Origin of the sequence: Dietzia maris, from assembly GCF_014144855.1 — a bacterium.
Taxonomy (GTDB): Bacteria; Actinomycetota; Actinomycetes; order Mycobacteriales; family Mycobacteriaceae; genus Dietzia; species Dietzia kunjamensis.
The window spans coordinates 1-7,552 of sequence record NZ_JAALDN010000142.1; the positions used below are offsets into that span (position 1 = coordinate 1).

Sequence of the window (7,552 nt, forward strand, 5' to 3'; positions counted from 1 at the left end):
CGGGTGACCGCGTTCGACGCCTGGGACCCGTCCGGCGCGGGGGCCCGGGTGCGCACCGGGGCGCAGGTCCGGTCGCTCCGGTGGGAGGGCGGGCGCGTCGCCGGACGGTGTGACGGCGTGGTGCTCGACGACGACGAGGAGATCGGTGCCGGACAGGTGGTGCTGTGTGCGGGGGCGATCGGGACGGCCGCCCTGCTGACGGGGTCCGGGATCGGACCGTCCACCGGACACCCGGTCGGCCTCGGGGTGCAGGAGCATCCGGAGCTGCTGTTGGACCTTCCCGCGGACGTCCTGTCGGGCCGGGACCCGTACCCGCGTCCCGGCCCGGACGCGCCCGGGGGGCTGCCACCCCTGCTCTCCCATGTCGTCCGGCTGCAGCTGTCCGCGGCGGCCGAGGTCGAGATCCGTCCCTATGCCGTCCCCCTGCACCACGTCATCCCCGGCCTGGTGCCGGCGCCGCGCCGGATCGGGGTCGCCCTGATGACCCCGGTCGGTCGTGGCCGGATCGGTGACGACGGGACCGTGCACCTGGCCGACGATCCGCACGACGCGGCCGTCCTCGCCGAGGCCGCCGCGAGGGTGGCGGAGCGGATGGGCCTGGACGGGGACGTCACGGTCTCGACCTCGCAGCACCTGTCCGGCACCGCGCGGATCGGGGAGGTGCTCGACGACTCCGGACGTGTCCTGGGGGTGCCGGGACTGCGGGTCGCCGATGCGTCGGCGCTGCCCTCGCTGCCGCGGTGCGGCCCCTACTACACGGTCCTCGCGGTGGCCGAGGACCTCGCTACGCGGGTGATCGCCGAGCGGGCGTGGTAGAACGGCACGAGAACACGTTCCACCGATGGGGTGGGCGGCATCCCGGGAGGCCCGTACATGTCGAGTACCGAGACGATCTGCGAACCGCGGCAGTTCACGGTGGAACGCGACGGCGGTGTCACGCTGGTCGGCGAGGTGTGGGATCCGGTGGATCCGGCGGGCGACTCGCTCGACCCGGTCGAGGAGATCCTCATGCTGCACGGGGGTGCCCAGACCCGCCACGCGTGGAGCCGCGCCGCCCGCCGGCTGTCGGGGGAGGGGTACAGGGTCACCGCGATGGACGCCCGTGGTCACGGGGACAGCGACTGGGATCCGGAGGGTGACTACGACATCCACCGGCTGGCCGCGGACCTCGAGGCGATCGTCGCCGAGCGGTTCCCCTCCCGGCGTCCGGTGATCGTCGGCGCGTCCCTCGGCGGGATGACCGCGATGCTCTCGCTGGGCACCGGCAAGGACGTCGCCCGTGCGCTCGTCCTGGTGGACGTCACCCCGAAGCTTGAGGCAAAGGGTGTCGAGCGGGTCGGGGAGTTCATGCGCTCCGGGTTTAACGGGTTCGCCAGTCTCGAGGAGGCCGCCGACGCGATCGCCGCCTACCAGCCGCAGCGCAAGCGACCGCCTAATCCCGAGGGCCTGCGCAAGAACCTCCGGCTGCGCGAGGACGGACGGTGGCACTGGCACTGGGACCCCCGCTTCGCCGGTTGCGCCTCGGCCGACAACGCGGAACTCGGCAACGCCTTTTTCGAGGAGCTCGTCCCGCACATCACGCAACCGACCCTGCTCATCCGGGGCTCGGCGTCGGACATCGTCAGTGACGAGTCGGTGCGGCACCTGCGGGGGCTGCTCCCGCACGCGTACACGATGGAGGTGCCCGACGCCGGGCACATGGTCGCGGGCGACGACAACGCGGTCTTCCTCGACCAGCTCGAGAAGTTCCTCGCCGAGGTCCTCGACTCGCCGCCCCGCCGGGAGACGTCCCGGGAGGCGTGAGGCCAGGGGGGAGCTGGGAATAACCCGCCTCCGGCGACGTTGTCACTGACTACGCGCGGCATTCATACCCCCAGAGGTATGGATTGTCGCGGAAGGTCGTCGCCGGCGCGGGCTGTCCGTAGGCTGGCGGCGTAACGAGACGGGACGAGAGCCGCCCCGTCCGCGCTAGGAGGGCATTCGTATGAGCACCGTCGACATCACGACCGCCGAGTTCGAGAAGACCGTCACCGAGAACGACATCGTCCTGGTGGACTTCTGGGCCGAGTGGTGTGGCCCGTGCAAGGCGTTCGGTCCGGTCTACGAGAAGGTCTCGGGCAAGAACCCCGAGCTGACCTTCGCCAAGGTGGATACCGACGCCGAGCAGCAGCTCGGAGCGATGCTGCAGATCCAGTCCATCCCGACGCTCATGGCGTTCCGCGAGGGCATCGCGGTGTTCCGCCACTCGGGTGCCATCCCGGAGCAGGCTCTGGACGACCTGGTCGAGCAGATCAAGGGGCTCGACATGGACGAGGTCCGCAAGGCCGTCGAGGAGGCGCAGGCGCAGCAGGGTGACGCGCAGCCCTGATCGGCGGGTCGATCCACTCTCCTGACGGGACGACGGCGGCGGCGGGGTCCCGCCGGAACACGTTCCGGTAACCACCCCACAGGGTTCACCTATGGGGCTAACGTTGCTAGAACACGTTCCAGTGACGGGCTTCGCCCCGTCGCGCCCGGAGGGAGTTCAATGAAGACCAAGGCCGCCATCGTCCGAGAGCTCGGCAAGCCGTTCGAGATCGTCGAGGCCGAGCTCGACGGACCCAACTTCGGCGAGGTGCTCGTCAAGTGGAAGGTCGCCGGCCTCTGCCACTCGGACCTGCACATCACCAGCGGCGACCTGCCGGGTCGCCTGCCGATCGTCGGCGGTCACGAGGGTGCGGGCGTCGTCGAGGCGGTCGGTGACGGCGTCACCCACGTTCAGCCCGGCGACCACGTGGTGGGGTCGTTCATCCCTGCCTGTGGCAAGTGTTCGGCCTGCGCGCGCGGGATGACCAACCTCTGCGACGGTGGCCTCAACGGCACCATCGGTGAGATGGCCGACGGCCGCTACCCGTTCGCACTGGACAACGGCGAGACCGCCGGTGCCATGTGCACCCTGGGTACGTTCTCGCAGTACACCGTGGCCAACATGAACTCGGTGGTCAAGGTCCAGGACTGGATACCCTTCGAGGTCGCGGCCCTGGTGGGTTGTGGCGTCACCACCGGCTGGGGTTCCGCCGTCTACTCCGCCGACGTCCGGGCCGGCGACACCGTCGTAGTGTTCGGCATCGGTGGCATCGGCATCAACGCCATCCAGGGCGCCAAGCACGCGGGCGCCCGGTTCATCCTCGCCATCGACACCGACGAGTCGAAGCTGGCCAAGGCCAAGGAGTTCGGCGCCACCCACGTCTACACGGACGTCGACGAGGCCAAGGCCGAGCTGCCGGGCCTGACCTGGGGCACGATGGCGGAGAAGGCCATCATCACCATCGGCGTGGCCGACGCGAAGGTCACCGCCGACGCGACCGACATGGTCGGTAAGCGCGGCGTCGTCGTGCTCACCTCGATGGGCGGCCTCGACAACCAGTCGATCTCCCTGCCCGGCCTGTTCGTCTCGCAGTACGAGAAGGTCATCAAGGGCTCGCTCTTCGGCTCCGCCAACGCCTTCCACGACATCCCCAACATCCTGCGTCTGTGGGACGAGAAGCAGCTCAAGCTGGACGAGCTCATCACGCACCGCTTCACCCTCGACCAGGTCAACGAGGGCTACGAGATCATGGAGCGCGGCGGCGAGGGCATGGTCCGCGGGATCATCGTCCACGACGACTGACCGTCAGCTGGGCCGACAGTAACCGGCACTCGCGGAAATATACCCCCGCGGGTACACTGGAGTCATCCGGTGGACCCACGGGGGTCTCGCGTCAGTCCACCTTCACCGTCCGAGACCATCAGTGACCCACGAGAGGCACGACGATGTCAGAAACCGAGCGGGCAGTGTCCGACAAAGCAGTGTCCGACAAAGCAGTGTCCGCAAAAGCTGTGTCCGAGCCCAGGCAGCAGGTCCTCAACAGGTTGCGCCGCGCGCGCGGCCAGCTCAACGCGGTGATCGACATGGTCGAGCAGGAACGCTCGTGCAAGGAGATCGTCACCCAACTCGCGGCGGTGTCCAAGGCGCTGGACCGTGCGGGGTTCAAGATCATCAGCGAGAACATCCAGGAGTGCATCACCCGCGACGGCGAACCCGGCGCGGACGGGGTGGACCTGCCCGAGCTCGAGAAGCTGTTCCTCTCGCTCGCCTGACCACCGCCCGGCGCCGTGGCAGGCTGGGGGACGACACCGGAGACCAGAACCGACAAGACCAGCACCGACGACACCGGAGGTAGTCGACATGGACATCGGAATCGGCACGTTCACCGAGATGGAGTTCGACGAGGCGGTGGAGGCGACCCGTGCTGCGCTCGCCGACCGCGGGTTCGGGATCCTCCACGAGATCGACCTCACGGCCACCCTGAAGAACAAGATCGACAAAGACATCGAGCGTGTCCTCATCCTCGGCGCCTGCAATCCCGGGTTCGCGGGGAAGGCGTTCGACGTGAGCAAGGACGTCGCCCTGATGATCCCGTGCAATGTGGTGATCCGCGAGTCCGGCGGCGGCTGCGTGATCGAGGCCCAGAACCCGGATCTCCTCTCGCAGGTCATCTCCGGTGGCCTGCAGGACCTCGCCGACGAACTGACCACCGACATGCGCTCGATGATGAAGGACCTCACGCGCTGAGTAACCTGGGGGCATGAACCCGGAGCAGGACAACGACCCACGGACCCTGGCCCAGCGGCGCCTCGAGGCGATGGTGGGGCGAGGTGAGTTGTCGCTCGCCGAGTTCTCGGACCGAGCGGCCAAGATCTGGGCCGCGACCTGCCCCGCGGAACTCGAGGTGGCGCTGAGCGGTCTCCCCGCCGACCGGCCCGGCCCGGCACAGCACGCCCGACCGGCGCCGGTCGGCCCGGTGCATTCCGCGCCGCCGGCCACCCGTCCCGGCAGCGCGATCACCGTGGACGAGAGCCAGAAGAGGACCTCCGTCTTCGACACCCTCAAGCGCGAGGGCCGCTGGATGCTGCCGGACGACTACCGACTGACGTCGTGGCTGGGTGAGATCTACCTCGACGCCCGAGAGGCCGTCGTCGACCGCCCGCGCACCCACCTCCAACTGGATCTGTGGGGCGCCAACGCCAAGATCCTTCTCCCGCCCGGGGTCTCGGTGTCGATCACCGGCAACCGGACCATGAGCGAGCTGAGGATCGACGAGGGGCGCTACGACGTCTACGGCGGTCCCCACCTGGACATCGAGATCAACGGGTTCATGGCGGGCGCGAAGATCAAGATCCTCGCCGCGGGGGAGAAGATCCCCAAGACCTGGAAGTGGTTCTAGGAGATTCTCCGGCGACGCCACACGGTGTGCCGGTGCCGCACCTCGTCGTCGTACCCCTCGACCCGACTCCGTGGGTCGGTGATCCATTCGCCGACCTCGGCCAGTTCCCAGGCGTCGTCCAGTTCGGGCGCCAGCACAACGCCCGGCGCCTCGGCGTCGATCTCGGTCACCAGACACTCGTCCGCGGCGGACAGCGCCGCGGCGTAGATCTGGCCGCCGCCCATCACCGCGGCCTCCGGGCCTGCGAGTTCCAGGGCGCGCTCCACGGACCCGGCGCGTTCGGCGCCGTCGGCCGACCAGTCGGCGTCCCGCGTGCACACGACGTTGCGACGGCCGGGCAGGGGGCGGAACCGCTCCGGGATCGAGTCCCACGTCGCGCGGCCCATCACCACGGGACGCCCGACGGTGGCCTGCTTGAAGAACGCGAGGTCCTCGGGGATGTGCCACGGCATGTCTCGGCCGTCACCGATCACCCCGCCGCGGGCCTGCGCCCACACCATCCGCACGGTCACCGCAGCCGTCCGCCGGATCAGACCGCGACCGGGGCCTTGATGCCCGGGTGGTGCTCGTAGCCGACGACCTCGAAATCCTCGAAGGTGTAGTCGAAGATCGACGGGGCGCGGTTCAGCCGCAGCTCGGGGTAGGGGTACGGCTCCCGCGAGAGCTGTGTGCGGACCTGCTCGACGTGGTTGTCGTAGATGTGACAGTCGCCGCCGGTCCAGATGAACTCACCCACTTCGAGACCCACCTGCTGCGCCATCATGTGGGTGAGCAGGGAATAGGAGGCGATGTTGAACGGCACGCCCAGGAAGAGGTCGGCGCTGCGCTGGTACAGCTGGCAGCTGAGCTTGCCGTCGGCCACGTAGAACTGGAACAGCAGGTGGCAGGGCGGCAGGGCCATCTCCGACAACTCGCTGACGTTCCACGCGGAGACGATGTTGCGCCGCGAGTCCGGGTCGGTCCTCAGCAACTCGACGGCCGCGGCGATCTGGTCGATGTGGGCGCCGTCGGGGGTCGGCCACGAGCGCCACTGCACCCCGTACACGGGCCCCAGTTCACCGTCGGCGTCCGCCCACTCGTCCCAGATCGTCACACCGTTCTCGCGCAACCACCCGACGTTGGAGTCGCCACGCAGGAACCACAGCAGCTCGTACGCCACGGACTTGAAGTGCACGCGCTTGGTGGTGATCAGCGGAAACCCCTGCGCCAGGTCGTAGCGCAGCTGGTGGCCGAACAGGCTCCGCGTGCCCGTGCCGGTGCGGTCCGCCTTGGGGGCGCCCTGCTCCAGGACCAACCGCAGCAGGTCCTCGTACGGGGTGGGGACGGTCATGGGGCTCAAGTCTACTCAAGCGGCCCGGTCACGCGGTCCAGACCGGGTGCCCCGCCGTCACGGCGAGTACCTTCTCGGCGAGCTCGGGTCGGCACACGAGGATGTCCGGGGAGTAGGTGTCGGACTTGTTGAACTCGAGGGGCGACCCGTCGATCCGGGAGGCGCGCAGCCCGGCGGCGAGCGCCACGCCGACGGGCGCCGCCTGGTCCCACTCGTTCTGTCCACCGGCGTGGAGGTAGACATCGGCGTCACCGAGCAGGACGGAGAGCATCTTGGCGCCGGCCGACCCCATCGGCCGCACGTGCAACCCGAGCTCGTCGGCGACCTCGTGGATCCCGGCGGGCGGGTTGTTGCGACTGATCACCATGGCCCCCGAACTCGGGCCGTCGACGTAGTCGACCTGGTCCGACCGGAACACCCGGCCCGCGTCGGGGAGCCCGACGGCGGCGACGGTGGGCCGGCCGTCGACGACGAGCGCGACGTGCACCGACCAGTCCGACCGGCCGGTGGAGAACTCCTTGGTGCCGTCGATCACGTCGATGATCCACACCCGTGACTTGGCGAGGCGGCTGCGATCGTCGGCGACCCCCTCCGAGAGGATCCCGTCGTCCGGTCGGTGCACGGCGAGCACCTCGTCGGTCCAGTCCTCGGCGACGTCGTTGGCCACGCGCGCGAGCGAACGTCCGTGCAGCAGGCCGCCCGCGCGGGTGCCGCGGACGATGTCCCCGATGCCGGTGGCGAGGTGGGAAGCCAGGTCGTGGTCGTCGAGATCGCGCATGAGCACACTCTACGGAGCCCCGTGCGTGTCACGGCGTGTGTCGTAGCCGTACGACATCATGAGTTCATGTCCGTCGCCCTGGACCGGTTCCACCCGGCCACCGCCTCCTGGTTCCGTGGTGCGTTCGGCGCGCCCACCGCCGCGCAGTCCGGCGCGTGGGCGGCCCTCGCGGGCGGCGCCCACACCCTGGTCGTCGCG

The 7,552-nt window shown here is 69.4% G+C and carries 10 protein-coding genes; 7 read left to right on the top strand and 3 right to left on the bottom strand.

The window, feature by feature from the left end:
* The 7 genes from mftG to G6024_RS05385 form a co-directional block, all read left to right on the top strand.
* On the top strand, positions 1-816 hold an 816-nt coding region (gene mftG, locus G6024_RS05355; protein ID WP_182640321.1), incomplete at its 5' end, for a mycofactocin system GMC family oxidoreductase MftG.
* A 57-nt stretch (positions 817-873) separates the two neighbouring features.
* A complete protein-coding gene (locus tag G6024_RS05360) occupies positions 874-1,803 on the top strand; it encodes an alpha/beta fold hydrolase (protein WP_050797185.1) in 930 nt (309 codons plus the stop codon).
* A 181-nt stretch (positions 1,804-1,984) separates the two neighbouring features.
* Positions 1,985-2,368: a thioredoxin gene (gene trxA / locus G6024_RS05365; protein WP_007631129.1), complete on the top strand. Its 384-nt coding sequence runs from the start codon at positions 1,985-1,987 to the stop codon at positions 2,366-2,368.
* Positions 2,369-2,527: 159 nt separating this feature from the next.
* Positions 2,528-3,649, top strand: a complete 1,122-nt coding sequence (locus G6024_RS05370; protein ID WP_007631130.1) for an NDMA-dependent alcohol dehydrogenase — start codon at positions 2,528-2,530, stop codon at positions 3,647-3,649.
* A 143-nt stretch (positions 3,650-3,792) separates the two neighbouring features.
* The gene (locus G6024_RS05375) at positions 3,793-4,119 is read left to right on the top strand and encodes a metal-sensitive transcriptional regulator (protein ID WP_235027768.1); all 327 of its coding nucleotides are present in this window, start codon (positions 3,793-3,795) and stop codon (positions 4,117-4,119) included.
* Between the two features lie 88 nt (positions 4,120-4,207).
* Positions 4,208-4,594, top strand: a complete 387-nt coding sequence (locus G6024_RS05380; RefSeq protein WP_007631133.1) for a DUF302 domain-containing protein — start codon at positions 4,208-4,210, stop codon at positions 4,592-4,594.
* Positions 4,595-4,607: 13 nt separating this feature from the next.
* The gene (locus G6024_RS05385) at positions 4,608-5,246 is read left to right on the top strand and encodes a DUF1707 SHOCT-like domain-containing protein (protein WP_007631134.1); all 639 of its coding nucleotides are present in this window, start codon (positions 4,608-4,610) and stop codon (positions 5,244-5,246) included.
* Here G6024_RS05385 and G6024_RS05390 read toward each other — a convergent pair.
* Genes G6024_RS05390 through G6024_RS05400 form a run of 3 tightly spaced genes read right to left on the bottom strand, consistent with a single transcriptional unit; the run spans position 5,243 to position 7,354 of the window.
* Positions 5,243-5,758, bottom strand: coding sequence for a dihydrofolate reductase (locus G6024_RS05390; protein ID WP_096907076.1), 516 nt, complete (start codon positions 5,756-5,758; stop codon positions 5,243-5,245). The genes G6024_RS05385 and G6024_RS05390 overlap by 4 nt on opposite strands.
* Before the next feature lie 17 nt (positions 5,759-5,775).
* Positions 5,776-6,576, bottom strand: coding sequence for a thymidylate synthase (locus tag G6024_RS05395; protein ID WP_067716561.1), 801 nt, complete (start codon positions 6,574-6,576; stop codon positions 5,776-5,778).
* 28 nt (positions 6,577-6,604) lie between these two features.
* Positions 6,605-7,354, bottom strand: a complete 750-nt coding sequence (locus G6024_RS05400; RefSeq protein ID WP_096907528.1) for a 3'(2'),5'-bisphosphate nucleotidase CysQ — start codon at positions 7,352-7,354, stop codon at positions 6,605-6,607.
* Between the last annotated feature and the right edge of the window lie 198 nt (positions 7,355-7,552).

Coding starts and splice junctions, on each gene's coding strand:
- G6024_RS05370 (WP_007631130.1), top strand. CDS start 2,528: ATGAAGACCAAGGCCGCCATCGTCCGAGAGCTCGGCAAGCCGTTCGAG.
- G6024_RS05395 (WP_067716561.1), bottom strand. CDS start 6,576: ATGACCGTCCCCACCCCGTACGAGGACCTGCTGCGGTTGGTCCTGGAG.
- G6024_RS05360 (WP_050797185.1), top strand. CDS start 874: ATGTCGAGTACCGAGACGATCTGCGAACCGCGGCAGTTCACGGTGGAA.
- G6024_RS05400 (WP_096907528.1), bottom strand. CDS start 7,354: ATGCGCGATCTCGACGACCACGACCTGGCTTCCCACCTCGCCACCGGC.
- G6024_RS05375 (WP_235027768.1), top strand. CDS start 3,793: ATGTCAGAAACCGAGCGGGCAGTGTCCGACAAAGCAGTGTCCGACAAA.
- G6024_RS05380 (WP_007631133.1), top strand. CDS start 4,208: ATGGACATCGGAATCGGCACGTTCACCGAGATGGAGTTCGACGAGGCG.
- G6024_RS05385 (WP_007631134.1), top strand. CDS start 4,608: ATGAACCCGGAGCAGGACAACGACCCACGGACCCTGGCCCAGCGGCGC.
- trxA (WP_007631129.1), top strand. CDS start 1,985: ATGAGCACCGTCGACATCACGACCGCCGAGTTCGAGAAGACCGTCACC.